The organism is Cupriavidus sp. CER-90, assembly GCF_057652055.1.
Map to the genome: position 1 here is coordinate 407,448 of NZ_JBYGYM010000001.1, position 26,682 is coordinate 434,129.

Here is a 26,682-nt window from a genome sequence, read left to right on the forward strand (position 1 = left end):
TGGCGCCTCAGAGCTTGCGGTACAGCCGCTCGCGCGACGACACCGCCTCGAAATCCTGCACATGGGCGCTGAACAGCAGGCTTTCCTTGCTGCCCAGCCCCAGGAACCCGCGCCGCGCCAGCGCATCGCGAAACAGGCCGATGGCGCGGTCCTGCAGCGGCCGGTCGAAATAGATCAGCACATTGCGGCACGAGATCAGCTGGGCTTCCTGGAACACGCTGTCGGTCGCCAGGCTGTGATCCGCAAACACCGACTGGCGGATCAGCTGCGCGTTGAACTTGGCCTTGCCATAGGCCGCGTGATAGTAGTCCGACAGCGACGCCCGCCCGCCGGCCGCCAGATAATTGGCGCCGAAGCTGCGCAGCCGGCCGGCGTCGTACACCCCCGCGCGCGCGATGGCCAGGGCCTCGGGGTTGATATCGGTGGCATAGAAGACGGTGCGCTCCGCCAGGCCCTCTTCCTCGAACAGGATGGCCAGCGACCACAGTTCCTCCCCGCTGCTGCAGCCGGCCACCCAGACGTTGACCGACGGATAGGTCTGCAGCACCGGCACCACGTGCTCGCGAATCGCGCGGAAGTAGGACGGATCGCGGAACATCTCGCTGACCTGCACCGTCAGGTACTGCAGCAGCCGGCCGAACAGCACGGCATCGCGCAGCATGCGGTCCTGCAGTTGCGACAGCGTGCTCAGGTTCAGGTCCCGCAACGCCTGCTCCAGCCGGCGCCGCAGCGACGCCCGCGCATAGCGCCGGAAGTCATGCTGGTATTTGCGGAAGATGGCCTCCAGCAGCAGCTCCAGCTCGATGTCGAAGTTGGCGTCGAGCAGCACCGTGCCGTCTTCCCACGCGGCGTCGGCCAGCGGTTCCGCGTCCTTTGGTTTCAGTTTGCGTGTAGCCATACGCGACACAGCGAAAGCAGTTTGTCCACATCGATCGGCTTGGCGATGTAGTCGTTGGCGCCGGCCTGCAGGCAGGCCTCGCGGTCGGACTGCATGGCCTTGGCGGTGAGCGCGATGATCGGCAGGCGCGCGTACTGCGGCATCTGGCGGATGTGCCGCATGGCCGTGATGCCATCCATCTCGGGCATCATGATGTCCATCAGCACCAGGTCGATGCCGTCCATCCGGTTCAGCAGATCAAGCGCCTCGCGCCCGCTGCGGGCGATCTCCACGGTGGCGCCCAGCGGTTCGATGACCTTCGACAGCGCGAAGATATTGCGCGCGTCGTCTTCCACCAGCAGCAGTTTGCGGCCGTCGAACGTGTCGTCGCGGTTGCGGGCCGCCCGCAGCATGCGCTGGTGTTCCGGCGGCAGCGACGACTCCACGCTGTGCAGGAACAGCGTCACTTCGTCGAGCAGCCGGTCGGGCGAACGGGCCCCCTTGATGATGATCGACTTCGAATACCGGCGCAGCTTCTGTTCGTCCTCGGCCGACAGCTGCCGCCCCGTATAGATGATCACGGGCGGCATGGCGCCGGCATTGGCCTGCGCCCGCTGCGCCATATGGGCCAGCAGGTCGTGGCCGGTGCCGTCGGGCAATACCATGTCCATCACCACGCAGTCGAACGGCGTGCCCGCCAGCGCCGTCGTGGCCGCTGCCACGCTGTCGGTGGTCACGATCTCGGCCTCCAGCGATTTCAGCAGTGCGCGAATGCTCTCGCGCAGCGCCGGGTCGTCCTCGATCACCAGCACCCGGCGCTGACCGGCCGCCATGCGTGCCTCCAGGCCCCGGATCGCCGCCGCCAGCTTGTCGCGCTCGCTGGGCTTGAACGTGTAGCCCACCGCGCCCAGGTGCAGCGCCGCTTCGGCATGATCGCTGACCGATACCAGATGCGTCGGGATATGCCGCGTGGCGGGGTCGCGCTTGAGCCAGTCGAGCAGCGTCAGGCCCGACTGGTCGGGCAGCGCCACGTCCAGCAGGATGCCGCATGGCTGATGCTGGCGCGCCAGTTCCAGGCCCTGCGCCGACGTGGTGGCGTGGATGCAGTCGAAATCGAGCTCGTGGGCCAGGTCGTAGAGAATGCCGGCGAAGTCGATATCGTCCTCGACCACCAGGATCAGCCGGTTGCCGCGCGTGCGATGGTCGCGGTCGTCGGGAATCGGTGCCGGATAGCCCGGCTGCACGCGCTCCATGGGCTCTTGCGCCGGCGCCGGCGCTGGCGGCACCGCGCGCGATGGCGGGGCCATCACCAGCGGCGCCGGGGCGCTGGCCGGCTGCGTCATCAGGCCAGCCTGCGTGGCGGAGTCCGCGCCGAGCAGGCGCGGCACGGTCAATGCAAACACGCTGCCCTGGCCCGGTTCGCTGGCCACCGAGATCACGCCGCCCAGAAGGCGGCCCAGCTCGCGCGAGATCGACAGGCCCAGGCCCGTGCCGCCATAGCGGCGGCTGGTGGTGCCGTCGGCCTGCTGGAACGCCTCGAAAATGACCTGCTGCTTGTCTTTCGGAATGCCGATGCCGGTGTCGCGCACCTCGAAGCGCACCGCGTCGTCACCCTGCGCGGCCAGCGCCAGCGTGACCGCGCCCGATTCCGTGAACTTGAACGCGTTCGACAGCAGGTTCTTCAGCACCTGCTGCAGACGCTGGTTGTCGGACACAATGGCATCGGGCACGCCGGGCAGGAATTCGACGCGGAACGGCACGCCCTTCTGCTCGGCGATCGGCCCGAACATGCCCTGCAGCGCCTCGGTCAGCGCCTTCAGTTCGACCGTTTCATGCTCGATCACCAGATGGCCGGCCTCGATCTTGGACAGGTCGAGGATATCGTTGATCAGGTTCAGCAGATCGGTGTTGGCCGCGTGGATGGTGGATGCATAGCGCACCTGCTCGGGGGTCAGCGTGCCTTCCTTGTTCTCCTGCAGCAGCTTGGCCAGGATCAGCGCACTGTTGAGCGGCGTGCGCAGTTCGTGCGACATATTGGCCAGGAATTCGCTCTTGTACTGGTTGGACCGCTCCAGCGCCCGGGCGTTGGCGGCCAGTTCGGCCTGGAAGGCCAGCATCTCCCGCTTCTGGCCTTCCAGCCGTTGCGCGTGTTCTTCCAGCTGGACGTTGGTCTGTTCCAGCTCCGCCTGCTGGGCTTCGAGCCGCGCCTGCGAATCCATCAGCGCGCGGCCGCGCTCTTCCAGTTCCTCGTTCGATACGCGCAGTTCTTCCTGCTGGACCTGCAGTTCCTCGCTCTGGCGCTGGGTTTCGCCGAGCAGCTTTTCCAGGCGGCCCCGGTAGGCGGCGGCCCGCAGGGTCATGCCGATCGGGTCGCCAATGCGTTCCAGCAGTTCCACGATGTCGGCGGTATCGCGCTGCATGGCGACAAAGCCCAGTTCCACCACGCCCACCACGTCGCCTTCGGCCGTCAGCGGCGCCGCCACGATCTCGTTTGGCGTCGTCCGGCCCAGGGCCGAGGACACCTGCAGATAGTCGGCCGGCAGGCCGCCCACCGCGATCACGCGGTTTTCCGCCGCCGCCTGGCCGGCCAGCGTCTGCCCCGCCGTCAGCGTCTGGGGCAGTTCGTCGGCGTTGGCCAGCGCCCAGGTGGCCACGCGGCGCATCTGGTCGCCATCCACCTGGTACACCACGCCCACGTGCGCCTGGAAGGCCTGCGCCAGCACGCGCACCAGCGCATCGGCCACATTGCCCGCCGACTGTGGATTGCGCACGGCCTGGTGCACCCGCACCTGCGTCTGCTGCAGCCACGCCACGCGCTGCATGGCCGCCTGGGACAGGATGTAGCGATACACCACCCCCGCCAGAAACCACAGCACGACCACGCCCGCGCCCCGGTTCGCGATGGCATAGATCGGCCGGATGCTGCTGGCAGGCGACACCGCGTAGCCGATGCCGATCAGCACCGTGCCCGCGGCGGCGACGATCAGCGGCAGCCTCGGGTCATTGCCGTACAGGGTCAGGCAGACCGGCACCAGGTAGAACAGCCACGCCGCCACCCCGAGCGGGGTGAGCGCATCCATGCCGAACACCACGGCCATCGAGACCGGAACAAGGATCGCGCCGAACAGGAAGCGTTGCAGGGAAGACGGTTGCATACCGGCGGGATAGAAGGAAAATCGCGGCTGCGCGCGCGCCAACGACCGCATGGCGCGCTACGACAAGCCAAAGCGACTTATGCTACCCCGCGCCAACCGAAATGGCTGTCGGTGTCGCGCCGACATCGGCCGGGCGACCAAGGGCCGCCCCTGGCCTCGCCGGTTCAGGCCCTGGACCTGGCTTTCGGCTTGGCCGCGGCCTGGTTCAGCGCCACCGCCGCGCGGATCAGGGCCTTCAGGGCGGTTTTGTTGATGGTGTCGCCCTGGTGGAAGTCGATCGCACGGCGCACGTTGCCGTCCAGGCTCGAATTGAACAGTCCCTTGGGATCATCCAGCGACGCGCCCTTGGCGAACGTCATTTTCACGGTGGCCTTGTAGACCTCGCCCGTGCAGAGGATGCCGTCGTGCGACCACACCGGCACGCTCCATTTCCACTCCTCGATCCCGTCGGGATCGGCTTCCCGGACGATGGCCCGCAATTGCGCCAGCATCTCGCCGCGCCAGTCGCCAAGCTCCGCAATCCTGGCATCGATCAGCTCGGCGGCCGGTACGCCGGCCTGCGGTTCTGACTTCTTCATGCTGCTGTCTCCCGATGAATGATGGGTTCGAGGCACCCCGACCAGCCCGGGCACCGCATCAAGGCTCCCGGTGCCCCGGCGAGGCATCACTATAAATCACACCATGACGGAATCGGACAGCGCCGTCCGCTTGACAACGCATTCTCCAATCACAATACTAGCTAGACTTTCATTCTCTAACGGAGAACGACACGGTTGTGTCGTCGCACAGTGTGGAACTGGCAGAACTCGAGATCTTCCGGGCGGTAGCGCGCGAACAGAGCGTCACCCGGGCCGCCAAATTGCTGGACCGCGTGCAGTCGAACGTGACAACGCGCGTGAAGCAGCTTGAGGAAAGCCTCGGCGTGGACCTGTTCCAGCGCGCGAACAAGCAGATGATCCTGACCCCGGCCGGACAGCGCCTGCTGGGCTATGCGGAGCAGCTGCTGGCGCTGGCCGAAGAGGCACGGCAGTCCATGCGCGCCGATGCGCCGAGCGGCCGCCTGCGCGTGGGGTCAATGGAAAGCACCGCGGCCACGCTGCTGCCCCGGCCGCTGGGCCGCTTCCACGCCGCGTGGCCCGACGTCGAACTGAATCTGAGCACGGGCACCTCGCAGGCGCTGGCGGACGGCGTGCTGGAACGCCGGCTGGACTGCGCGATCGTGGCCCACCCTGGCACGGGCAACCCGGCGGACATCGACCTATCGGAAATGGGCGCGGGCCTGGAAGGGGTTTTCCTGACCACCGAGGACCTCGTGCTGGTGCTACCGGCGACCCATCCGAAGGTGCGGCGCCCCGAAGACGTGACGCTGCGCCAGCTGGCCGCGTTCTCGCGCGGTTGCACCTATCGCCGGTGCGCCGAGGACTGGCTCGAACAGGCGGGCGACGATGTGCGCCGCCATCTCACCGTTATCGAACTCCCCTCGTACCACGCCATCCTGGCGCAGGTCACGGCAGGCTCCGCCGTGGCCATCGTGCCGCGCTCGCTGCTGGCCATGCAGGCCAATACGGGGGCCCTGCAGACCGCGCCGGTCCGCAAGGTGCATACGTACCTGATTCGCCGCGCCGCTTTCACCACCTCCGCCTACGCCGCATTCGAGCAGGAACTGCGCCGTAGCCAGCCCGCATGACAAGGAACTCCGCCATGGAAGCCAATCGTCAGAACCCGTCCCGCAACCTGTTGTCGCGCCTGGGCATCCGCCTGCCCATCATCCAGGCGCCGATGGCGGGCGTCAGTACCCCGGCCATGGCAGCGGCCGTATCCGAAGCCGGCGGCCTCGGCTCGCTTGGCGTGGGCGCCATGGACGCCGAGGGCGCACGCAAGGTGATTCGCGAAACCCGCGCGCTGACGTCGAAGCCCTTCAACATCAACGTGTTCTGCCATGTGCCGGCCAAGCCCGACGCCGAGCGCGAATCGGCCTGGCTGAAATACCTGGGCTCGGCCTTCGCCGAATTCGGCGCCACGCCGCCCGGCGCGCTGCGCGAGATCTACAAGAGCTTTGTGGTCGATGACGCGATGTACCAGATGCTGCTGGAAGAGAAGCCGGCCGTGGTGAGCTTCCATTTCGGCCTGCCGGCGCAGGCATGGATCGATGCGCTGAAGGCGGCCGGCATCGTGCTTTTGGCCAGCGCCACGTCGCTGCAGGAAGCGCGGCAGATCGAGGCGGCCGGTATCGACGCCATTGTCGCGCAGGGCTTCGAGGCCGGCGGCCATCGCGGCGCCTTCGATACCGAGGCCGAGGACGAAGGGCTTGGCACGTTCGCGCTGACCCGCGTGCTGGTGGCCCGCACGAACCTGCCTGTCATCGCGGCTGGCGGCATCATGGACGGCGCCGGCATCGCCGCCGTGCTGGCGCTGGGCGCCGCCGCGGCGCAGCTTGGCACGGCATTTGTCGCCACCAGTGAATCGGCCGCCGACGCCGCCTACCGCGCCGCGGTGACCGCCGACGAAACGCGCCCGACCACGCTGACCCGCGCCATCTCGGGCCGCGCGGCCCGTGGTTTCACCAGCCGCTTCACACGGCTGGGCACCGCCGCCGGCGTCCCGGCAATTCCCGACTATCCCGTGACGTACGACGCCGGCAAGGCGCTGCACGCGGCGGCCAAGGCCAAGGGCGTCAGCGAGTTTGCCGCCCAATGGGCCGGCCAGGCCGTGCCGCTGGCGCGCTCGATGCCCTCGGCCGAGCTGGTCGCCGTGCTGGAGCGCGAGCTGCGCGAGACATTGGATCAGTTGAGCGGCGTGCGGGCGGTGTTGGGCTGAGCATGCGTGCGGCGCGGAACGTTCAGGCCAGCAACCGGCTCCGCGCAAACTCCCCCGCCGCCCAGTCCAGGAACGCCCGCACACGTGGCGATAGCTGGCGCGAGCGCGGATAGAGCAGCGACACGGGCTGCGACGGCGGCGGCGTGTCGCGCAGGATCTCCACCAGCGAGCCGCGCCGGAGCTGTTCGACGATATGGAAGCGCGGCACCTGGGCGATGCCAAGGCCCAGTTCGATACCGGCCAGATAGCTTTCGGTGCCGGTGACGGCCAGCGGGCACGGCAGCGACAGGCGCTTCAGGTCGTCGCCGACCTCGAACTCCAGCGGCGTGACATTGCCCGTGCTCATCTGGCGGATGCCCACCATCCGGTGGCCCGCCAGCGATGCTAGGTCAGACGGCGTGCCGAAACGTTCCAGGTAGGCGGGCGTGGCGCAGGTCAATCGATCCAGCATGGCCACCTGACGGGCCACCAGTTCGCTGTCGGGCAGCTTGCCGTAGCGCAGCACGCAGTCCACGCCCTCCTGCACCAGGTCGACCCAGCGGTCGCCTTCGCTCATCGTGATCTGCAGTTCGGGGTAGCGGCTCAGGAAATCGGGAAAGCCTGGCATCAGGAAATGGCGCGCCAGGGTGCCCTGGACCTCGATCCGCAGCATGCCGCGCGGCTCGGCGCCGCTGAAGCCGCCCTCGGCGTCCTCGATGTCGTCCAGGATGCGCAGGCATCGGCGGTAATACGCCTCGCCGTCCAGCGTGGGCCGCACCACGCGCGTGGTGCGCTGTAGCAGCCGCACGCCCAGGCGCTTTTCCAGGTCGGCGATCACCTTGGTCACCGTGGAACGGGGCACCTCCATGTCGCTGGCCGCCAGCGTGAAACTGCGGCGCTCCACCACCCGTGTGTAAAGCCGCATCGCGTCGAATCGGTCCATCCGCGCCCTTTCCTGTGCCTTTTTATACGCTTTTGGAAACCATTGTTTCCCCAGCAGAACAAGTGCGGGCAATTCTAGACCGATTATCCAAACCAGACTATCGCGCATAGTGCAGTCACACCGCAGCCAGACGCGGTTGCCCACCACCCGTGACCGACCGGAGCCCAGTCATGACCGCCACCCTCTCAACCCCCTCCCAACCGACCCGCGTCGCGATCGTGACCGGCGCCTCGCGCGGCATCGGCGCCGCCATCGCCCGACGCCTGGCGGCCGACGGCCTGACGATCGTCGTCAACTACGCCGGCAGCGCCCGCGAAGCCGAAGCCGTGGCCGCGGACATCGAGGCCGCCGGCGGCCGCGCCCTGACCCATCAGGCCGACGTCAGTGACCCGGCCGCCGTGGCCCGCATGTTCACCGCAGCCGAGGCGGCGTTTGGTGGCGTCGATGTGCTGGTCAACAACGCCGGCATCATGAAGCTCGCCACGCTGGCCGAGACCGATGACGCGCTGTTCGACAGCGTCATCCATATCAACGTAAAGGGCACGTTCAACACGTTGCGCGAGGCGGCACGCCGCCTGCGCGATGGCGGCCGTGTCATCAATCTGTCGTCCAGCCTGGTGGGCCTGCTGATGCCGACCTATGGCGTCTACGCAGCCTCGAAAGCGGCCGTGGAAGCCCTGACCGCCGTGCTGATGAAGGAGATGCGCGGCCGCAATATCACCGTCAATTCGGTGGCCCCGGGGCCGACCGCCACCGAGCTGTTCCTAGACGGCAAGTCGCCGGAACTGATCGACCGCATGGCAAAGATGGCCCCGCTCGAACGGCTGGGCACTCCGGAGGATATCGCTAACGCCGTGGCGTTCTTCGCCGGCGCAGACGGGGCGTGGGTCAACGGGCAGACGCTGCGGGTCAATGGAGGGGTGATTTGATGAGTTTGTCGTGGGTGAAGCGCGCAGGGTTTGGCACCGCCCGTCGCTATGCGCTCCCCTCGCCCATGTAATGGGAGAGGGGTGGGGGAGAGGGCATGGCGGCGCCATCTTCGACCTGTCGCATTCCGGGCCGCTGGCCCTCTCCCCCGGCCCCTCTCCCGCATGGCGGGAGAGGGGAGCAACGCCCCCACCCTACCCCGCCAGGTGCCCTCTCAGCAGCCCGTTCACCTCGCCGGCCTTTTCCATCTGGCTCATGTGGCCGGCATCGTCGAACACCGTCACGGTGGCGCCAGCCGGGGCGTTTTCCGCGTGGGCGGGCGGGACGACCTGGTCCCTGGCGCCCCAGATCACCAGCGTGCGTTTGCCCGCCTCGGCCAGGCGCCGGCCCGGCTGCTCGCGCTGGCGGCCATCGGCGAACAGGCTGGCGCCCAGTGCCGCCAGTGCCTCGGGCACGCCGTCAAGCCGCTTGTACCGCAGCAGGTCGTCCAGCATCTGCCGGCTGACCAGATCGGGGTTGGCAAACAGCAGCTCGATGACCGGCTTCAGGTCCCGGCGCGACTGCGCGTTGACAAAGCCTTCCGTGTAGCCGTTGTTGATCTCGTCGCCAAAGCCCACCGGGGACACCAGCGCGACGGACAGCACGCGATGCGGGGCGTCCACGGCCAGTTGCGCGGCAATGCCGCCGCCCATCGAATGGCCCACCAGGTGCGCCTGGCCGATGTCCACCGCATCAAGAAAGCGGGTCACGAAGCCGGCCATCTCCGCCAGCGTCGTGCCAGCCAGGCGGGGCGTGGTCTGTCCGTGCCCCGGAAGATCCAGCGCCACCACGGTGTACGTGTCCGCCAGCGGATCAAGGTTGAACAGCCAGTTGTCCATATCTCCGCCAAAGCCGTGGAGGAACAGCACCGCCTCGGCGCCGTGGCCCCTGCGGGCGTAGCGGACGCGCAGGCCGTCGACCTCCACGAACTGATAGGCGGGGCCGGTCTCGTCTTCGTCTTCGTCGTCGGCCGGCGTCTCATAGCTGGCGACATACGCGTCGATTTCCGCATCGCTGACCTCATCGGGTGCGAGTACGCCAAGCAGCGCCTTCACAGGCAGCACGTCGCCCGCCTCGGCCACCTTGCGCCGCAGCGTGCCGGCGTCGGGGGCTTCCACGGCGTTGGCGATCTTGTCGGTTTCCACATCGAGGATCGGCATGCCCACGGTAATCTCGGCGCCGGTGTCGACCAGCCAGGCATTGATGGTGCCTTCCTTCATCGACAGGCCCCATTTGGGCATCACGATCGGGGTGATTGCTGCGGCCATCAGTGCTTGCCTCCCTTCATGGTCTTGCGCGCGGCTTCCACGATGCGGGCTGCGCTGGGGATATACAGGTCTTCGAGCGTCGGCGAGAACGGCACCGGCGTATGCGGCGGGCAGACCATCTCGATGCCGGCCTTGAGCGCGCCAAACGCCTGCTGCACGGTCTGGGCGGCGATGTCGGTGGCGATATTGCAGCGCGGGCTGGCTTCGTCCACCACCACCAGGCGGCCGGTGTTTTCCACCGATTCGAGCACGGTGTCCATGTCCAGCGGCGACAGCGTGCGCAGGTCGATCACTTCGGCCTCGATGCCGTCCCTGGCCAGCGTGGCCGCCGCCTCCAGCGCGCGATGCACCATCAGGCCATAGCTGACGATGGTCACGTCCTTGCCGTCGCGCGCGATATTGGCCTCGCCGAACGGAATCGCGTAGGCGCCCTCGGGCACATCGCCCTCCAGCCCGTACAGGTTCTTGTGCTCGCAGAAGATCACGGGGTCGTTGTCGCGGATGGCCTGGATCAGCAGGCCCTTGGTGTCGTACGGCGTGGACGGGCACACCACCTTCAGCCCCGGAATATGCGTGAAGATCGGCGTCAGCATCTGGCTGTGCTGCGCGGCCGCGCGGAAGCCGGCGCCGACCATGGCACGGATCACCACCGGCGTTTCGGCCTTGCCGCCGAACATGTAGCGGAACTTGGCGGCCTGGTTGAAGATCTGGTCGAAGCAGACGCCCATGAAGTCGATGAACATCAGTTCGGCGATCGGGCGCATGCCACAGGCGGCGGCGCCGATGGCGGCGCCCACGTAGGCCGATTCGGACAGCGGCGTGTCGAGCAGGCGGTCGCCGTGCCTGGCATAGAGCCCCTTGGTCACGCCGAGCACACCGCCCCAGGCGTCTTTCTCGCCGTCGGCGCCTGCGCCGCCGACAATATCCTCGCCGAGCATGATCACGCTCGGATCGCGGGTCATTTCCTGGTCGATCGCCTCGTTGATCGCCAGCTTCATACTGAGTTTGCGGGCCATGATGCTGTCTCCTTTGTTTTGGAATGGCTTAGTAGCTCACGTAGACATCGGTCATCAGGTCTTCGGGCCCCGGCAGCGGCGCGGCCTTGGCCTCCTGCACGGCGTGGTCGATCAGCGCGGCCACCTCGCGGTCGATGGCATCGAATTCGTCGCGCGTCACCACGCCGGCCTGGGTCACGGCCCGCGTGAACAGCTTCAGGCAGTCCTTGTTGGCCCGGATATCGTCCAGCTCGCCCGCGCCGCGATAGGTCTGGGCATCGCCCTCGAAGTGACCGTAGAAGCGGACCATCTTGCATTCCAGCAGCGACGGGCCGCCCCCTTCGCGCGCACGCCGGATGACCTCGCCGGCCGCCTCGTGCACGGCAAAGAAGTCGGTGCCGTCCACGGTCACGCCCGGGATGCCGAAGCCGGCCGCGCGATCGACATAGCTGTCGACGGCCGTGCCATAGTCGCGCGACGTCGATTCCGCGTAGCCGTTGTTCTCGATGACGAAGATCACCGGCAGGTTCCACACCGCCGCCAGGTTCAGGCTTTCCAGGAAAGTGCCCTGGTTCGACGCCCCGTCGCCGCAGAACGTGATGCCGACCTCGCCCTTGCCGCGAAACTTGGCCGCCAGCGCCGCGCCGCAGACCAGCGGCGCGCCCGCGCCCAGGATGCCGTTGGCGCCCATCATCCCCTTGGACAGGTCGGCGATATGCATCGACCCGCCCTTGCCGTTGCACGAACCGCCCTTCTTGCCGTAGATCTCCTTCATCATCGCCACCGGATCGACCCCCTTGGCGATGCAGTGGCCGTGGCCCCGGTGCGTGCTGGCGATGCGGTCGCCATCGTGCAGATGGTGAAGAATGCCCACGCCCGCCGCCTCCTCGCCGGCGTAGAGGTGCACGAAGCCGGGAATATCCCCCCGGCCGAAATCCACATGCAGGCGTTCCTCGAAATCGCGGATCGTCCGCATCTTGCGGTACACGGTCAGCAATGTCTCCTTGTCGAGGGGCAGCTGCGCTGACTGCGAAGTGCTGGCGCTCATGGTCGTCTCCTTTGGTGGTGGTACTGCCTTGTGATGGTGGGATGAAGGGGGGCCGGCTCAGGTCAGCGCCGGCACGCTGCGCATCAGCTGCTCGCACGCGGCGTAGCGCATGCAGGCCGCCACGTCGATGCTGCGGAACGCGTGGTCGTGCAGCGTGACGGTTACCTCGTCGTGCGGCCCGAACGCCAGCTCGCGTTCGCCGTCCAGCGCGACGATGCCGGCGCGCTGGCGCACACGGTGCGGCCGCGCGTGCGCGATGCGGTGCCAGCCGGCAATCGGCACGGTGCAGAGCAGGCCCGGCGCAATCGGCGCCAGCAGGTCGAAGACGCCCTCGCCGGCCGGTGCCAGCTCGATGGCCAGGCCGCCCGGATCGCGCCGGCCAATCGGTTCCAGCAGCCCGGCGATGGCGGACAGGCCAATTGCCTGCGGATCGGCATAGGCCACGTAGACAGCGGCCAGCGTGTCGGCCCGCCATAGCGCACGGGCGCCGACGAACTGCTCGTGCGCGATGACGGCATCGACCAGGGCAATATCGCGCCGGAAGCCGCCATCGGCATCGCGAATCACGATATCGAGCCGCTTGTTCGACACCAGCGCGCGGCCCGCGGGGATCTGCCCGGTGGCGTACAGCCCCGCGGCCAGCCCGGTGATGGTCGGCTCGCGCATTTCTGGGAAGGCGTTGTTGGTGCCGGTGGAAAGCCCGGCAATCGGCACTGCGCCGCATTCGCGCACCACGGCGCGGTGCGTACCGTCGCCGCCCAGCACGATGATGACGGACACGCCGGCGTCGGCCATATGACGGGCGGCGTGCAGCGTATCGTCGACGCGCGCGGTCACCGGCATGTCGATGAAGTCCACCGCCGGCAGGCGGGCATCGGGCCCCTGGTGGCGCGTCAGGTGCCGGTTCAGCATGACGCGCAGGCCCTCGCGGTCCGGCATCATCATCACGCGGTCGATGCCGCAGGCCGCCAGCGCGGCCAGCAGGCGCAGCACGATATTGACGCGGTCAGCCAGCTGCAGGCTGTTGGCGTTGGCGATCACGCGGCGGATATCGCGCGCCGATACGGGATTGGCGATGATGCCGACCAGCGGTACGCCCATGTCCTGTCTCCTGTCGCTCTTGTCGTGACAGGGACTTTGCAATGGGTGTGCCAGGGGCGTGGCGGCGATGCCAGGGCCCGAAACCCCGGGAAATGGCGTGCGGCCCCACGGGATAACCCGGAGGCCGCACGCCATTCCGCCGGGTCAGGGTGTGACAGGTGTCACAGTACAGGTGTCCTGGGCTGGACAGTCGTCACGGCTGGCCGCCATCGCGCCGGTTGGGCGACGCGATGCCGTACCGTTCCATGCGCCGGTATAGCGTCATGCGGCTGATGCCGATCTGCCGCGCCACCGCGCTCAGGTTCCAGCCCGACGCGCGCAGGTACTGCATCAGCAGCATGGCTTCGGGTGTGGCTTTGGGTGCGGCTTCGGACGGCACTGCCCGGGCCTTGGCTTCCGCCTCGGCCGAAGGCAACGCGGCGCCTGCCGGGGCGCCGAATCCGTCGGGCAGGTCATCGGGCGTGACCACGCCACCGTGGCAGATCGCGCAGGCGTATTCGATGACATTGCGCAGCTCGCGCAGATTGCCGGGCCAGCGGTGGGCATGCAGCCGCTGGCGCGCGGTGTCGGCCAGTGTCACGGTTCGCGGACTGCGCGGCCCTGGCGCGGCCGCCTGACCGCCATCGCCACCGGCCAGCATCTTGTCGATCAGCCAGTCCATGTCCTGCCGCTCGCGCAGCGGGGGCAGCTCGAAGCGCGCGCCGTTCAGGCGGTAATAGAGATCCTCGCGGAACTGGCCGGCTTCCACCAGTTGGTCCAGCCGGTGGTGCGTGGCCGAGATCACGCGCACATTGACGGGCACCGGCCGCGTGGCGCCGATGGGCAGTACCTCGCCTTCAGCCAGCACGCGCAGCAGCCGCGATTGCAGGTCGCGCGGCATGTCGCCAATCTCGTCGAGGAACAGCGTGCCGCCATCGGCCTCCTGGATCAGGCCGCGCTTGCCGCGCGCCCCGGCCCCGGAAAAGCTGTTGGGCAGGTGGCCGAACAGTTCGCTTTCGATCAGCGTTTCGGGAATCGCCGCGCAGTTGAACGCCACGAATGGCTGGGCCCGACGCGCGCTGGCCTGGTGCAGCGCCTTGGCGAAGTATTCCTTGCCGCTGCCGGTCTCCCCATGAATCAGCAGGTGGATGCGCGCATCGACCAGCCGTGCCGCGCGTTGCAGTTGCTGTTGCATGGCCGTATCGCCGCCGCTCAAGGCCGCCAGCGCCGCTGGCAGTGCCGCCACGGGTTGCGCATCGGGTCGCGACTGCCAGCGCAGCGCGGGCGGCATCACGCTCAGGTACAGCAGGCCGCCGCTACGGTGCAATGCCACCAGCCGCTGTTCGCTGGGCCGGGAATAGACGAAGCGCCCCAGATCGTCGATCCGGGCATCGAACAGCGCCTCGAACGACTGCCCCAGCACGGGCGTGCCGGGGCTTTCGCCCTCCAGCATGCGTCTGGCGCGGTTGTTGCAGCCGACAATACGGCCTGCGGCGTCCAGCGCCAGCAGGTATTCGGGGCTGACATCGACGAACTCCGGCGCGACATTGAGCTTCAAAATCCAGTCCCGGTGATGGACGCGCAGGAAGTTGGCGTTTTCGATATGGGCGGCGTAGATGCGTACCATCTGCAGCGCCAGGCCCTGGCTGGCCTTGGCCGCGGGCGACGTCAGCGCCGAGATGTCAAGAATCGCGTTGAGCCGGCCCTGCGTGTCGAACAGCGGCGCGGCGGTACAGGTCAGCGGGATATGCGTGGCATCGAAGTGATCGGCCTGATGGACGGTCAGCGCCTCGCCCGTGACCAATGCCGTTCCGACGGCACAGGTGCCCGCGCCGGCTTCGCTCCATTCCGACCCCAGGTAGAGGCCCGCGTGACGCAGCGCGGCGTCGGTATTGGCATCGCCGATATAGTCGACGGTCACCCCCTGGGCATCGGTCAGGAGCACCACGTAGCCGAGGCCGGCGACATGGCCATATAGCGATTCCAGCCCGTGCCGGGCGATGCGTGCGAAGTCGTCGATGCGCTGCTGGTGCTCGCGCAGGCACGACGACTCCACGATCCGCGCCTCTTGCATGCGTGACGGGTCCAGGCCGTACTGATGGACGCAGCGCCGCCACGAATTCTGAATCATCGCGTCGTGCCCGATCGGCGCGGCGGATTCGGCAGGCAGGGGCAGCCAGGTGGTGGCATGCACCACGGTTTCGATGTGCTCGCGTTGCCGCAGGTCCATCGCTGTCTCCTTATCGGTCTGCGGGGTACTGTATCCCACCGCCCTGCCGGCGCAAACGCGGCGCTGCAGCATCGCGCCGCGAGATGCCCGCGCGATCACTTTATGGCGGTTAATGGCATTATTTCCGCGCTGTCTGTCCCCCCGTTTGCCGCCCTTCCAACCACCGGTGCAGCGCGATCCCTGGGCGGTTAATCGCATTTTGTTGTCCGATTCTCAAAACAGCGTTTCCCGTGCCGGCACTTCACTTGCCGCCCTATACGCGGGATCATCCAGGGTTGCCAAAAACCGAAAGAGTCCCTCACATGTTCGAGCGTCGTTATGGGGCCGTGGCCCTGTCAGCCTGCGGCCTGATCGTCCTGACCGCTCTGGCGGCCACGCGTGCCGTGTCGTGGTGGTGGGTGGCGCTGCCGCTGGCGCTATGCCTGGTGGGCACCCACGACCTGCTCCAGCGCCGCCACGCCATCCTGCGCAACTACCCCATCTGGGGTCACGCGCGTTTTTTCCTGGAACTCATCCGGCCGGAAATCCGCCAGTACTTTATCGAGGACGATACGTCCGAGGCGCCCTTCTCGCGCGCCCAGCGCAGCCTGGTGTACCAGCGCGCCAAGAACGAGGTGGATAGCCGTCCGTTCGGCACCGAATCGGACGTCAAGCGCCCGGGCTATGAATGGATCAGCCACTCGCTGGCCCCGACGAAAATCGCGTCGGCCGATTTCCGCGTCACGGTGGGGGCTGATCGCGCCCAGCCTTACGACATCTCGGTCTTTAATGTTTCTGCGATGAGCTTCGGCGCGCTGTCGGCCAACGCCATCCGCTCGCTCAATCGCGGCGCCAAGATCGGCGGGTTCGCCCACGACACTGGCGAGGGCTCGATTTCGCCATATCACCGCGCCGAGGGCGGCGACTTGATCTGGGAACTGGGCTCGGGCTACTTCGGCTGCCGCCGCGCCGATGGCAGTTTCGACCCCGAGCTGTTCGCCAGGCAGGCAGCCGACCCGCAGGTCAAGATGATCGAGGTCAAGCTGTCGCAAGGCGCCAAGCCGGGCCATGGCGGGGTGCTGCCAGCCGCCAAGATCACGCCGGAAATCGCGGCCACGCGCGGCGTGCCGATGGGTGTCGATTGCGTGTCGCCCGCCGCCCATAGCGAATTCTCGACGCCGCTGGAACTGCTGCAATTCGTCGATCGGCTACGTAACCTGTCGGGGGGCAAGCCCACCGGCTTCAAACTGTGCATCGGCCATCCGTGGGATTTCTTTGGTGTGGTCAAGGCGATGCTGGCATCGGGAATCCTGCCGGACTTCATCGTGGTCGATGGCGCCGAAGGCGGCACCGGTGCGGCCCCGCTGGAGTTTGTCGACCATATCGGCGTGCCGCTGCAGGAAGGGCTGCTGCTGGTCCACAACACGCTGGTCGGCGCCAACCTGCGCGACAAGATTCGCGTGGGCGCCAGCGGCAAGCTGATCAGCGCGTTCGATATTGCCCGCACGCTGGCGATGGGGGCCGACTGGTGCAATGCGGCCCGTGGCTTCATGTTCGCGCTGGGTTGCGTGCAGGCGCAGAAGTGCCACACCGACCGCTGCCCCGTGGGCGTGGCCACGCAGGACCCGGTCCGCCAGCGCGCCATCGTGGTGCCGGACAAGGCCGAGCGCGTGGCCAATTTCCATCGTCATACCGTGCATGCGCTGCAGGAACTGCTCCAGGCGGCCGGGCTGCATTCGCCCCGCGAACTGACCCCGCACCATATCGTGCGGCGTCTGTCGCCCAGCGAGGTCAAGCCGATGTCCGAGCTGTTCGATTTCCTGCAGCCGGGCGACCTGATCAACGGCAACCTGCGTTTCAGCCTGTGGGAAAAGTACTGGCCGATGGCCCGCGCGGACCATTTCGGCATCCCGGTCTGATCAGTACTCGCCCAGCGCCCAGCCGCTGATATAGGCGAAATATTCGCGCAGCCAGGCGTTGTAGCGCACGTACAGCGGCGTCGGCGCGCCCACGCCCGACACCGCGCCGAAGCCGGCCTTGCGCGCAATGCGCTCGGCGCGCAGCAGGTGGAAGTCGCTGGTCACCATCGCCAGTGGCGCGTCGGCGCCGATGCCATGCTGTGCCAGCACCTGGCGCGAGAAACGCATGTTCTCCTCGGTGCTGGTGCTGCGGTCCTCGCGCAGCACGCGTTGCGGCGGCAGGCCATGACGCACCAGATAGTCGGCCATCAAGCCGGCTTCCGTGCAGTCGAGCCCCCCTGAAATCGCGGCCGCCGGTCACCACGAGCGGCACCGCCGGCCACTGGCGCGCCAGCGCCAGCCCCGTGTCGAGGCGAGACTTCAGCGTGGGGGATACCTCGCAGTTGGGCGATCCGGACCCCAGTACGAGGATGGCCGCCGGCGGCTGCATGGCCGCGTCAGGCGCGGTGAGCGTGGTCGGCGCATGGGCGCCATGGCTCAGGAAGCGGAAGAAGACGGCGACGCTGAGCAGCCAGACGATCAGGATCGCCCAGCCGGCGCGCCACAGCCACGCCGCGCCCGGATACGTACGGCGCCAGCGCGCCACCGCGTGCCAGCGCATCGCCAGGGCAAGCGCGGCCAGTCCGAGCACGCCCGGCACGACCACGCCAAAATTCATCACGCCCCGCAGCGCCAGCATCAGGGCATCGCCAAGCAGCACGCCGCCCAGCAACGCCATCGCTGTACGCCACCCTTTCGATCTATTCGCCATTCCCGCGTCCACAAGCCGTGTCAGGCGGCGATGCTACAACCGAATGGCGGCCTGGCGATTGTCAGCTGGCAAGAAACTTCACCACCGCCTGGTTGAACCCGTCCACCTGCTGCAGGTTGGATAGGTGCGCGGCGTACAGTTCGACGTACTGGGCGCCGGGGATGGTGTCGGCCAGATAGCGGCCATCGGCGGGCGGCGTCGGGATATCGCCCGAGCCGGCAATGACCAGCGTGGGCGTGGTGATGCGGCCGATGTCGGCACGCAGGTCGGCATCGCGCACGGCCAGGCAATTGGCGGCGTAGCCACGCGCATCGGTGGCGCCGAGCATGGCGCGCAGATGCTGGACCAGTTCCGGCTGCTGCGCGGCGAAATCGCGGGTCAGCCATTTGTCGACCACGGCGGCGGCGATCGACGCCACGCCATCGCGCTCCACGGCGGCAGCGCGGTTGGTCCAGTTCTCGGGCGGGCCGATATACGCGGCCGTATTGCAGAGCACCAGCTTCTGCAGGCGGTCGGCGTGATGCAGCGCCAGCCACATGCCCGTGATGCCGCCCATCGACAGGCCGCAGAAATGCACCCGCTGCAGGCCCAGGTGATCGAGCAGCGCGATCACATCGCCGCCAAGCTGGGCGATGCGGTACGGGCCCTCGGTCACGGCCGACTGGCCATGGCCGCGCGTGTCGTAGCGCAACACCCGGAAATGCCTGGTCAGTGCAGCCATCTGCGGCTGCCACATCTCGAAGCTGGTGCCCAGCGAGTTGGACAGCACCAGCACCGGCAGGCTGGCATCGCCCTCGAGCTGGTAGTGGAGCTTGACGCTGGACGGGGCGGACAGTTCGGCGAAGGGCATGATCGGGCTCCGGCTCAGTTCTGGGCGATGGCCGAACCGTGCTGCGCCAGCGCGGTGACCTTCATTTCCATGTACGGATACAGCGGCAGCGCCGTCAGGATCGTGTGCAGCTCGTCGGCGTCCTTGACGTCGAAGATGCTCACGTTGGCGTACTGGCCAGCCACGCGCCACAGGTGACGCCACTTGCCGTCGCGCTGCAGTTGCTGCGAGTAGGCCTTTTCGTCGGCCTTGATCTTGTCCGCCACCTGCGGATCGAGCGAATGGGGGATACGGACAGTCATTTCGACCATGAACAGCATGGCGGCTCCTTCTTGGTTAATGGGGGGACAGGCGCGTGGCGGCATCAGACGGTGGCGACCGGCGTCACAGGCGAGCCCATCGCGCCGGGCAGCCGCAATGGTGGCGCCGACAGGAAAAAGCGGTGGCGGCCTTCGGCACGCAGATATGCCGCCAGGTCGCGCAGGTGCCAGAGTTCGCCCAGCGGCAAACCCAGCTTGAACAGGCAGTGGTGATGCAGCGGCAGCATCGGCACCGGGCCGGCGCTGTCGGGCACCGGCCGCGCCGGATAGCGTTCCACCGCGTAGTTGTCCGCGGCAATCGCGGCGATGCCGGTGTCCGTGATCCACTGCAGCAGGCGCTCGTCGCGCCCGTCCAGCGCGCAACAGCTGTTGTGCAGCAGCGCGGCGTCGGGCTGGCCCGCCATCTCCACGAGCATCTCGGCAAACCCGGTGCGCAGCACCAGGATGTCGCCGCGGCCTACCTCCACGCGGTCGGCGTCGATCACGCGCATCAGGTCGCCGTAGCCCACCGTGCGGCATTCGCGGCCGTAGTGGTGCGACAGGTCGACCAGCACGCCGCGCGCCTGGATGCCGTGCGTGGCGAAGGTCTCGATGCCCAGCGCCTCGGCGTGGCTATGATCGTGGCCGCAGGCGTGCGCCGCGAATTGGTCGGCTTCGGCGTAGTCCACCGGGCCGACGATATCGGTATTGGGCCGGAACCCGTTGTAGTACACGCGCTCGGCCACGCCGTCGCCGTCGGCATCGAACAGCGCGCCCACGTGCGCCAGCGAATCCCATTGCGTGGAGTACTGCATCGACAGCAGCACCTGGTCGTCGCTGAGCACGTCCAGCGCGCGCGGGTCCACCTTGGCCAGCGGGAAGTTGACGTACGCGACGTCGTCGCGGAACGTGGGCCGCAGCACCGGCGGATGCCGGCGCGGGTTCAGCACGTTGCCGCCGGGCAGGTCCAGCGGCAGCGACAGGCAGAAGGTACGGCCGCTGCGGATTTCCTGGGCGGCGGCCCGCACGCAGTCCGCCGTGATCAGGTTCAGGCGGCCAAGCTGATCGTCATCGCCGAAGTCGCCCCAGTTGGCGCCTTCGGGTCGTTGCTTCCATCGTTTCATGAGGACGGCTCAGGTATCGGCTCAGGTATCGGCTCAGAGATGGCGCACGCCGTCCAGGTACGCCTTGCGCCAGCGCACGATCTTGACCTCGGCAAACAGGTCGGCCTGGTGGAACGGATCGGCCTCGATAAAGGCCTGGGCCGCCTCGCGCGTATCGACGTCGAGGATGTAGATCCCGCCGCCGCCATCGCTGCCGTCGTCGTTCAGCTTCGCGCCGCAAGCCAGCAGCAGCCGCTTGTTGGCTTCAAGGTAATCCAGGTGCGTGGGCCGGTTGGCCTGGCGCACGTGCTGGTGATTGGGCTTGTCGAAGGTTTCGATCAGGTACGGCATGCGAGGTCTCCAGGTTGTACTGCGCAAAGACTTCAGTGGGTGGCCATGCCCCAGGCCAGCATCGCCACGATGTAGATGGCACCGACCCAGAACATCATGATCACGGTGTAGCCCATCACGTCCTTGAGCTTGAGCTTCGAGAGCGCCAGCGCCGGCAGGATCCAGAACGGTTGCACCAGGTCGTTCCATGCGTTGCCCAGCATCACCGACATCGACGTCTGCGCCACCGAACTGCCGATGGCCTTGGCCGCATCGACCATGAACGGGCCCTGGATCACCCAGTGTCCGCCGCCGGACGGGGCAAAGAAGTTGATCACGAAGCTGCTGACCAGGCCCCAGAACGGCAGGGTCTGCGGCGTGGCGATATCGACGAACACGCGCGAGATGGTATCCACCAGCCCCGAGCCCGCCATCACCGCCATGATGCCCGCGTAGAACGGATATTGCAGGATGATGCCCGAAATCGTCTTGATGCCCTCGTTGAGCTTGGCCACGTAGTTGGCCGGCGTGCCCAGCAGCAGCACGCCGATGAACAGGATCAGGAAGTTGATCAGGTTCAGGTCCAGCGTCCCGCCCTGCACGAAGTACAGCACCGCATAGGCCATGCCGCACAGCCCGATCAGCAGGCTCAGCAGGCGGCTGTTGTTCATGCGCGCGGCCAGCGTGTTCTCGATGCCCATGCTATGGCCGCCGGCTGCCGATTCCCGTGCCTCCGGTTCTTCCTTGATCTCGACCACGTCCCTGGCATCGCGCGGATGCAGCATGGCGTTGAGCAGCGGCAGCGTGACGATCACGGCCAGGCTGGTCAGCAGCATCGGCACCGAGAAAATGGTGTCCTTGAGCGCGATGACGCCCATCAGCTTTTCCATCGGGTGTCCCGGCGTGGAGATCAGCACCGGGATACTGGCCGACAGGCCCAGCCCGTACATCGTGAAGCCGCTATAGGCCGAGGCAATGATCAGCGGGTAATGCACGCCCTTGACCTTCACGGCCAGCTTGCGCGCGATGATGCCGCCGATCACCAGGCCGAAGCCCCAGTTCAGGTAGCTGCCGATGCCGCCCACCAGCGTCGCCACGATGATCGCGCCACGCGGCGTGGCCACCCGGGCCACGATGCCGTTCAGGAAGCGGTCCACCAGCGGCGCGGTGGCCAGCACGTAGCCCATGGCCAGGATCACGGCCATCTGCGTGGTGAACGAGAGCAGGTTCCAGAAACCCTTGCCCCAGTTGGTGATGATGGCGCTGGCGCCCTGCCCCTCCACCAGCATCGCCATGACCATACTGAGCAGCGTCAGGCCGATGGCAAACACGAAGGGGTCCGGCAGATACCGGCGCATCAGTTCCGTAAAGAACCCGGCAACCTTGTTCAAGGCTTGTCTCCTGAGAGTCGAAATGACCGCATGTCGAACCAGCGTTCTACATGCGAACGTCTTTTAGTCGTGCCCGGGAGCGTAAGACTTTGTATCGAGCAATGTCAAGGCAACGAATCGGTCCATTCATTCCCTGACGCGCAACAATTCGATGTTGCGGCGCAGCGCAACATGACCCCTTGCCGATAGCGCGGGGTCCGGTGTGGATCGGGAGGAAACAGGGGTTTTGCGATGCAGCATCCACCTTTCAGGTCAGAAAGGTGGATGTCCGGTATCCGCACAGAACGCGGGGCCGTCAACGACGGCGAGGCCAGTGAAAAGGCCCGGCACATGGCCGGGCCTTCGGAGGCATATCGCGCTTCAGCGAATGCGCAGTTCGTTGCGCACGTCCTTCACGCCCATGACATGCTCGGCGATGTCCTCGATGCGATGCTTCTCGCTCCGGTCATGGGCCGCGCCGCGCAGCGTGACCACGCCGCCATCGACATCGACCTCCACCTCCTGCAAGTCGACATGGCCGTCGTGCGCCAGGCGCGAGCAGACATCGTCGCGAATGCGCTCGTCGGATCGGACATAGCCCTTTGGCCAGACGGGCTCGGATCGATGCACCGGCCCGCCGTAGCCGCCGCCATAGCCACCCCCGTAGCCGCGCTCGGCCTCGCCGGGCACGCCGGCCACACGGCCCCCGGCGCCGGGCCGATAGCGCAGGGCGCCGTCCTCGTGCCGGTCCTGCCAGTTCACGTCCGCCGCGCGATGCCAGCGGGCGCGGCCGGGTGCGGTGCGCAGGCCGTCGTCGTCCGCAATGCCATAGGCGGCCGGATCGACATGCGATGACGCATACACGCTGGCGTCGGGCCTGGGGCCGCGCGCCCAGGGGCGCGGATACGAATCCGGGCCGCCAAAGTCCTCGGTCTGGTCGTGTACGGCCCAGTCGCTGCCTTCATTGAGCACACCGGGGCGGAACCAGGGGTTTTTCAGCTTCTGTGTCATCTGGGTCTCCTTAGCGCGTCTGCCGCGATCCCTGGCACCCTGCAAGTTCTGTTCCGCTGCCTGCCCGGCCACAATCCCCCAACTTTCGGCGGGAATCGCGCGCGGGCCATGTAGACCTGCGCGCGGGTGTGGAAGATTTACCGCACCCGGGTGTGTCAGTCAGCCCCCAGCCGCGCACGCAGGAAATCCACAAAGGCGCGCACTTTGGGCGATGCCACCGCACCGCGCGGAAACACCGCGTTGAAATCCTGCGCAGGTCCGGTCCATTCGGGCAGCACGCGCCGCAGCCGTCCCGCCGTGACGTCGGCGGCCATGCTCCGGTGCATGGCCAGCGACAGGCCCTGCCCCGCGCAAAGCGCATCGTGCAGCAGCGCGGGATCGCTGGCGACGATGACCGGGTCCACGGCGAAAGACTGGGTGCGCCCGCCGTCCCTGCGCAGCGGCCACGCATAGCCGCGCTCGCGCCGCGCCTGGTGCAGGGCCAGCGTGGCATGGCGCACGAGGTCGGACGGGTGCACCGGCATGCCGGCGCGCTTCAGATAGCCGGGGCTGGCATAGACGCCCGTGGCAAAGCTGCCGAGCCGGCGCGCCACCAGATCGGAATCGGGCAGCACGCCCAGGCGCAGCGCCACGTCGATGTCATCGGCCACCAGGTCGAGCGGCACATGCGTAGCCAGGATTTCGAGCCTGACCTCGGGACAGGCCGTTCGGAAATCCGCCAGCAACGGCGCGATCCACGCCGCCCCGAACGAATATGGTAGCGTCACGCGCAACCAGCCGCGCGGGCCCGCCTGCAACTGGTGGACCGCCGCCTCGGCGTCGTCGATCTGGCGCACCATGTCGCGCGCATGGGCGTAGTACAGCCCGCCTGCCTCGGTCAGCCCAAGCCGGCGCGTGGTCCGATGCAGCAACTGGGCACCCAGTTGCGTTTCCAGCGCCATCACCCGGCGGCTGACGGTGGTCTTGGGCATCTTCAGCAGCCGCGCCCCGGCCGTGAAGCTGCCCGCCTGCACCACGCGCACAAAGATCAGCGTGTCGTTGAGATCCGCGGCCATGCGGTCCACTCCCGAAAGCAAAGAGGCGGAGATTGTCCCATCAATGGCTCAATCACGCCCATTTCCGAGGACTAATCAGCATGCGCGGCCGTCCCTACGATGCGCACATTCCCCTGCAAGCTGGAGCCAACATGAAACTGAGCGAATACGTTACCCACGACGCGCTGGGCCTGGCCGCCCTTGTCGCCCGCAAGGAAGTCACAGCCCAGGAGCTGGCCGAACTGGCACGCGCGGCAATCGAAGCGGTCAACCCCGCCATCGGCGCGGTGGTCGAGCATTGGCCGCTGGCCGACGCCGGACAGGCTTCGGTCGATGGGCCGCTGGCCGGCGTGCCCTTCCTGATCAAGGACCTGGCCATCGCCATGGCCGGCAAGCGGCTGGAACTGGGGTCGCGGCTGGCGGCCGGGCTGGTGGCGCCGAACGATTCGAACCTGATGCAGCGGCTGCGCGCCGCCGGGCTGGTCACGCTGGGCCGCACGGCAACGCCTGAAATGGCGTTCAGCACGGCCACCGAATCGGTGCAACAGGGCCAGACCCGCAATCCGTGGGATACGCAGCGCAGCGCGGGCGGTTCCAGCGGTGGGGCCGCCGCAGCCGTGGCGGCCGGGATCGTGCCGCTGGCCCACGCCACCGATGCGGCGGGATCGATCCGCGTGCCGGCATCGTTCACAGGCCTGTTCGGCCTCAAATCCACGCGCGGGCGGGTCTCGAACGGTCCGGCACTCGATGAGGTCTTTGTCGGGCTTGGCGTGCAAGGCGGCCTGAGCCGCACCGTGCGCGACAGCGCCGCGCTGCTCGATGCCATCCACGGCACCGCAGCCGGCGAGCCGTACCACACGGCGGCCCCCGCGCGGCCCTTCCTCGCCGAGGTCGGCCGCGACCCGGGACGCCTGCGCATCGGGCTGATGCTGGCGCCCTGGAACGATGGCGCGGTGTCACAAGTTGTGACCGATGCCACCGCCGATGCCGCCCGCAAGCTGGCCGGTCTGGGCCATCACGTCGAACTGGTGCGCCCGGCGCTTGGGGTGTCCTGGGACGCCTTCGTCCATGCCAACGCGCAAATCTGGTGTGCCACGCTGGTGAACTGGATCGACGCCATCGCCGCGCAGACCGGCCGGCGCGTGGATGCCGATACGCTGGAACCTGCCACGCTGGCGGCCTATCGCTACGGCCAGCGTGTCACCGGCACCGCCTTCGCGGCGGCCCTGGATATCCGCAACGCCGTCACGCGCGCCACGGCCGGCTGGTTTGCCGAGACCGACATTCTGATGACGCCCACCATGCCAGACCTGCCCGAGCCCGTGGGCACCTATGCGGCCGGCGCCGAACAGATGGACGGCCTGGCATGGACCGCGCGCGTGTTCCGGCACTCGCCGTTCACACCGGCCTTCAACGTGGCGGGCCTGCCCGCGATGTCCGTCCCGATGGCCACGGCGCCCACGGGGCCGCATGCCGGGTTGCCCATCGGCATCCAGTTCGGCGCCGGCTTCGGGCAGGAAGCGACGCTGTTGCGCCTGGCCGGCCAGATCGAGCAGGCACACCCATGGGCCGGCCGGCTTCCGGCGGTCTGGGCGGGCCGGACGTGAAGCCCGGGCCGGGCGGATGTGGAGCCCGGGCCGGGCGGTGGGGCCGACGCATTAGAATGACGCGCCAGCCCTGCTCCACGTCGCCATCACCGCCCCATGATTCCGTCCGTCTCCGCCCTGCACAACCGCCTGAAGATGCAGCACCTGCGCCTGCTGGTCGCCATCGAGGAACGCGGCTCGCTGCGCCAGGCGGCCGAGGCCCTGACGCTGTCCCAACCGGCGGTCAGCAAGATGCTGCAGGACATGGAAGACCTGCTCGGCGTGGCGCTGTTCGAGCGGCACGCGCGCGGCCTGCGGCCCACGCGCTTTGGCGGCGCGGCCACGCGCTACGCCAAGCTCGTGTTTGCCGACATGGCCGGGTTGCGCGATGAACTGGTGGCGCTGGAAGCGGGCAAGATCGGCCGGGTGCGCGTGGGCGCGGTGATGGCGCCCACGCCGGGGCTGCTCGCCAGCGCCATCCGCCAGCTCAACCGCGACCACCCGCAGCTTGAGATCGCCGTGCAGGTGGACACCAGCGACGTGCTGATGCCGCAACTGGAGCGCGACCAGCTCGACATCGTGCTGGGCCGCGTGCCCGAGGGCTGGGACAGCAGCGCGCTGGATTTCGAGCAGCTTGGCGACGAGGGCCTGGCCATCGTGGTCGGGCCGCAGCACCCGCTGGCAACACGCAGCGAACTGGCGTTTGGCGAGCTGACCCGGTATCCGTGGATCATGCAGCCCCGCCCCAGCCCGATGCGGGCGCTGCTGGACCGCTCGTTCGAGGACGCCGGCGTGCCGGCACCGCCATCGACCATCGAGACGGCAGCCGTGCTGATGACCACCTCGCTGCTGATCGACAGTGAACTGATTGCCGTGCTGCCCGCATCGGTGGCCGCCTACTACGCGCAGCTGGGCGCGCTGGCCGTGCTGCCGCTGCCCCTGCCGATCAAGCTCGGGCCGTACGGCATCGTCACCCGGCGCGGGCGCCCGGTGTCGGCGTCGATGAGCCTGCTGATCGATACCCTGCGCGCCCACGCCGCCTGACCACCGCCC

At 67.8% G+C, this 26,682-nt stretch carries 23 protein-coding genes; 6 read left to right on the forward strand and 17 right to left on the reverse strand.

Annotated features, from left to right (window positions below; all coding sequences use genetic code 11):
- Positions 1-7 precede the first annotated feature (7 nt).
- The 3 genes from AC24R4_RS01800 to AC24R4_RS01810 all read right to left on the reverse strand — a co-directional run bounded on the left by AC24R4_RS01800 (position 8) and on the right by AC24R4_RS01810 (position 4,610).
- The gene (locus AC24R4_RS01800; RefSeq protein ID WP_400394435.1) at positions 8-898 is read right to left on the reverse strand and encodes a CheR family methyltransferase; all 891 of its coding nucleotides are present in this window, start codon (positions 896-898) and stop codon (positions 8-10) included.
- Positions 880-4,032 carry a response regulator gene (locus AC24R4_RS01805; RefSeq protein WP_400394437.1) on the reverse strand — a complete coding sequence of 1,051 codons (3,153 nt, stop codon included), beginning with the start codon at positions 4,030-4,032 and terminating at the stop codon, positions 880-882. Before AC24R4_RS01805 ends, AC24R4_RS01800 begins: the two co-directional genes overlap by 19 nt.
- 164 nt (positions 4,033-4,196) lie before the next feature.
- Positions 4,197-4,610 carry a DUF1801 domain-containing protein gene (locus AC24R4_RS01810; RefSeq protein ID WP_487522082.1) on the reverse strand — a complete coding sequence of 138 codons (414 nt, stop codon included), beginning with the start codon at positions 4,608-4,610 and terminating at the stop codon, positions 4,197-4,199.
- Between the two features lie 212 nt (positions 4,611-4,822).
- Between AC24R4_RS01810 and AC24R4_RS01815 the strand changes: the two genes are divergently transcribed.
- Positions 4,823-5,719, forward strand: coding sequence for a LysR substrate-binding domain-containing protein (locus AC24R4_RS01815; protein ID WP_487522967.1), 897 nt, complete (start codon positions 4,823-4,825; stop codon positions 5,717-5,719).
- 14 nt (positions 5,720-5,733) lie between these two features.
- On the forward strand, positions 5,734-6,849 hold the full coding sequence (locus AC24R4_RS01820; RefSeq protein WP_487522083.1) for an NAD(P)H-dependent flavin oxidoreductase: 1,116 nt from the start codon (positions 5,734-5,736) through the stop codon (positions 6,847-6,849).
- Positions 6,850-6,871: 22 nt separating this feature from the next.
- On the opposite strand, the gene AC24R4_RS01825 is transcribed toward AC24R4_RS01820, so the two are convergent.
- Positions 6,872-7,771 carry a LysR family transcriptional regulator gene (locus AC24R4_RS01825; protein ID WP_487522084.1) on the reverse strand — a complete coding sequence of 300 codons (900 nt, stop codon included), beginning with the start codon at positions 7,769-7,771 and terminating at the stop codon, positions 6,872-6,874.
- A gap of 170 nt (positions 7,772-7,941) precedes the next feature.
- On the opposite strand from AC24R4_RS01825, the gene AC24R4_RS01830 reads away from it, so the two are divergent.
- Positions 7,942-8,700 (forward strand): SDR family oxidoreductase, encoded by a 759-nt coding sequence (locus AC24R4_RS01830; protein WP_487522085.1) that lies wholly within the window; start codon positions 7,942-7,944, stop codon positions 8,698-8,700.
- A gap of 192 nt (positions 8,701-8,892) precedes the next feature.
- Here AC24R4_RS01830 and AC24R4_RS01835 read toward each other — a convergent pair whose 3' ends face one another.
- From AC24R4_RS01835 to AC24R4_RS01855, 5 genes are all read right to left on the reverse strand, one after another.
- Positions 8,893-10,005 (reverse strand): acetoin dehydrogenase dihydrolipoyllysine-residue acetyltransferase subunit, encoded by a 1,113-nt coding sequence (locus AC24R4_RS01835; protein ID WP_487522086.1) that lies wholly within the window; start codon positions 10,003-10,005, stop codon positions 8,893-8,895.
- Positions 10,005-11,021, reverse strand: a complete 1,017-nt coding sequence (locus AC24R4_RS01840; RefSeq protein WP_153947901.1) for an alpha-ketoacid dehydrogenase subunit beta — start codon at positions 11,019-11,021, stop codon at positions 10,005-10,007. Before AC24R4_RS01840 ends, AC24R4_RS01835 begins: the two co-directional genes overlap by 1 nt.
- 28 nt (positions 11,022-11,049) lie before the next feature.
- Positions 11,050-12,048 (reverse strand): thiamine pyrophosphate-dependent dehydrogenase E1 component subunit alpha, encoded by a 999-nt coding sequence (locus AC24R4_RS01845; RefSeq protein WP_487522087.1) that lies wholly within the window; start codon positions 12,046-12,048, stop codon positions 11,050-11,052.
- A 57-nt stretch (positions 12,049-12,105) separates the two neighbouring features.
- Complete coding sequence (locus AC24R4_RS01850) at positions 12,106-13,149, reverse strand: ATP-NAD kinase family protein (RefSeq protein WP_487522088.1); 1,044 nt, start codon at positions 13,147-13,149, stop codon at positions 12,106-12,108.
- 193 nt (positions 13,150-13,342) lie between these two features.
- Complete coding sequence (locus AC24R4_RS01855) at positions 13,343-15,358, reverse strand: sigma-54-dependent Fis family transcriptional regulator (RefSeq protein WP_487522089.1); 2,016 nt, start codon at positions 15,356-15,358, stop codon at positions 13,343-13,345.
- A gap of 302 nt (positions 15,359-15,660) precedes the next feature.
- Between AC24R4_RS01855 and AC24R4_RS01860 the strand changes: the two genes are divergently transcribed.
- Positions 15,661-17,256, forward strand: a complete 1,596-nt coding sequence (locus AC24R4_RS01860; RefSeq protein ID WP_400396759.1) for an FMN-binding glutamate synthase family protein — start codon at positions 15,661-15,663, stop codon at positions 17,254-17,256.
- Here AC24R4_RS01860 and AC24R4_RS01865 read toward each other — a convergent pair whose 3' ends face one another.
- The 8 genes from AC24R4_RS01865 to AC24R4_RS01900 form a co-directional block, all read right to left on the reverse strand.
- The gene (locus tag AC24R4_RS01865; protein ID WP_487522090.1) at positions 17,257-17,565 is read right to left on the reverse strand and encodes a YdcF family protein; all 309 of its coding nucleotides are present in this window, start codon (positions 17,563-17,565) and stop codon (positions 17,257-17,259) included.
- Between the two features lie 563 nt (positions 17,566-18,128).
- Positions 18,129-18,917, reverse strand: a complete 789-nt coding sequence (pcaD, locus tag AC24R4_RS01870) for a 3-oxoadipate enol-lactonase (RefSeq protein ID WP_400395560.1) — start codon at positions 18,915-18,917, stop codon at positions 18,129-18,131.
- A 14-nt stretch (positions 18,918-18,931) separates the two neighbouring features.
- The gene (gene catC / locus AC24R4_RS01875; protein WP_153947908.1) at positions 18,932-19,216 is read right to left on the reverse strand and encodes a muconolactone Delta-isomerase; all 285 of its coding nucleotides are present in this window, start codon (positions 19,214-19,216) and stop codon (positions 18,932-18,934) included.
- 44 nt (positions 19,217-19,260) lie between these two features.
- Positions 19,261-20,319 carry a cyclase family protein gene (locus tag AC24R4_RS01880; protein WP_400395563.1) on the reverse strand — a complete coding sequence of 353 codons (1,059 nt, stop codon included), beginning with the start codon at positions 20,317-20,319 and terminating at the stop codon, positions 19,261-19,263.
- A 33-nt stretch (positions 20,320-20,352) separates the two neighbouring features.
- On the reverse strand, positions 20,353-20,649 hold the full coding sequence (locus AC24R4_RS01885; RefSeq protein ID WP_400395566.1) for a YciI family protein: 297 nt from the start codon (positions 20,647-20,649) through the stop codon (positions 20,353-20,355).
- A 32-nt stretch (positions 20,650-20,681) separates the two neighbouring features.
- Complete coding sequence (locus AC24R4_RS01890; RefSeq protein ID WP_400395569.1) at positions 20,682-22,019, reverse strand: short-chain fatty acid transporter; 1,338 nt, start codon at positions 22,017-22,019, stop codon at positions 20,682-20,684.
- 360 nt (positions 22,020-22,379) lie between these two features.
- Entirely contained in the window at positions 22,380-23,009 is a 630-nt protein-coding gene (locus tag AC24R4_RS01895) for a BON domain-containing protein (RefSeq protein WP_487522091.1), read from the reverse strand.
- Positions 23,010-23,164: 155 nt separating this feature from the next.
- Positions 23,165-24,064, reverse strand: coding sequence for a LysR family transcriptional regulator (locus AC24R4_RS01900; RefSeq protein WP_487522092.1), 900 nt, complete (start codon positions 24,062-24,064; stop codon positions 23,165-23,167).
- A gap of 131 nt (positions 24,065-24,195) precedes the next feature.
- Here AC24R4_RS01900 and AC24R4_RS01905 point away from each other — a divergent pair, with 131 nt between their 5' ends.
- Both AC24R4_RS01905 and AC24R4_RS01910 read left to right on the forward strand, forming a co-directional pair.
- Positions 24,196-25,650, forward strand: a complete 1,455-nt coding sequence (locus AC24R4_RS01905) for an amidase (RefSeq protein WP_487522093.1) — start codon at positions 24,196-24,198, stop codon at positions 25,648-25,650.
- A gap of 96 nt (positions 25,651-25,746) precedes the next feature.
- Positions 25,747-26,673: a LysR family transcriptional regulator gene (locus tag AC24R4_RS01910; protein WP_400396842.1), complete on the forward strand. Its 927-nt coding sequence runs from the start codon at positions 25,747-25,749 to the stop codon at positions 26,671-26,673.
- The last annotated feature ends 9 nt before the right edge of the window (positions 26,674-26,682 follow it).